Genomic DNA, 1,789 nt, shown 5'->3' on the forward strand with positions numbered 1-1,789 from the left:
TTAGATTCGGAAATACCTTATTACTATGTCAGCGAAGGGAAAGACCTTTTAGCAAACATTGAATGGGCCATGCCTTACAATGCTGCTGAGCGTGGTCCTGTGAAATTTTATCTCAACTCTAAGGTGCCTAATAGTAATCACAGTGGAATTGATATACTCAATTATATCAGGACAGGGAGGTTCAACTTTGAAGAATACTTTAATTATAACGATCCAGAGCCGATGGATATTGCGAGTCTTTCTGAAAGACTCGCTAATACTATCGAGGCCGATTATAAGCTTAAGAACGCGACCCCAACAAACAAACTATTAATTTCCAGAGCGATTGTAGGCGCCCACATTCCTGACCCTGGGGTCAGTGCAACCGAAGCAGGATATCATCTTGACTTCACCTGGGCTAACTTGACTGCCGCAGAGTATCTGAGGTCATTCGCACGACCATTCTCTACCCTCAGTGGGGAGATGCAGTTAATTTCCAGCTCCATTAAGGGGGAAACGATACAAGAAACAGAGTTGCATGTACATCAGGCTGAATATATAGGAAGCTGGGTTGACGCCACGGTAGGGGCTTTCACATCATTTACACCGGCAGGGTGGGTTCTCAATACCGCGCAATCAGCAGCGGACATTGCAGCTGATGTGACAGAGGGTAAGGAGCCTGACCCATTAGCGATTACTGCTTTGATTGTAGGGTGCATTCCTGGAGGCAAAATTGCAGCTAAAGTAGGGAAATTCAGCCGTATTGGCGGTAAGGCTGTTAAGTACGGCTTGATGCTTGGAAATAAAACTGTCGATCTGGCAATCGTGGGGAAAAGCATTAAGACAGCCGTAGACACTGGTGAACCCCTTGCCATTTATCAGGCATTTCTGGCCAGCGGCATGAGTGTTAAGAATTCTTATGACATGGCGAAAAATATGTCATCAAAGCTAAAAATAAGTAGAAAAATGGAAGAGAGTGCTCCACTGGAAAAACTTGAAGCGCTCCAAAATAATGCTCCCGAGTATTCTTTAAGCTCGACAATGCCCGTGCGCACATTCAGCGTTGGGGCGACAGAAATGCTCGGGAAAATAAACCATGGGGGAATTGAGATATCCAGGAATAACGGAGTCACCTGGGAGAGGGGAAGTAAACTTCATTTGTTAGCGTACAGGCTACAAAATGCCGGTGGGGGGCGCCAGCTTCCTGCAGAGGGTAAATCAACATATCAGGACCCTACACAATCAGATGAGAATCCATCGGAATATGAAAAAGATGCTCGGGTGATGGAATATTCAGGTCCCTCCGGCAGTAATCGGCTAACATTTGATCAAGTCACTAAACACTATATAAATCTTAATATACCTACCAGAGTTATATTATCCGGAAAATTTGCTAGGACAAAAATACAGTCTTTTGATTCTAACTCTTCGAAATTTAAAAACAGTAATGACTTTACTCTTGCCCGTGCTAAATTTTCCACTAAAAAAAGCGTTGAACTTATGCCTTCGGACTCACTGACCGCTTCGCTTGACGATATGGAAAGTAAGACACTAACCTTAACAAGTCAGCTTGAACAATACTCAGGAAGTGATAAAGAAGCCATTACCGAAAATCTGAAGATTATCGGAGAGGCTCTGGATGACATAAGGAATAATATTAATTCATCTGATAGCTCCATTTATGGACTGGTTAAAAAAGATGTATTGCCGGGAGATATAAGTAATCATTATGGAATGGTTCATTTCAAATATACAATTGAGAATGCCCATCTTTATTTGAGTGACCTTATTGCTCATCCTTATGTTATTG

General features: G+C 42.7%; 1 protein-coding gene. It reads left to right on the forward strand.

Translation table 11 applies throughout. The features are described 5' to 3' along the window. On the forward strand, positions 1-1,789 hold a 1,789-nt coding region (locus V2A85_RS23395), incomplete at both ends, for a hypothetical protein (RefSeq protein ID WP_420072521.1).

This window comes from Yersinia sp. 1252 StPb PI (genome assembly GCF_048593885.1).
In the GTDB taxonomy this organism is placed as follows: Bacteria; Pseudomonadota; Gammaproteobacteria; order Enterobacterales; family Enterobacteriaceae; genus Yersinia; species Yersinia enterocolitica_E.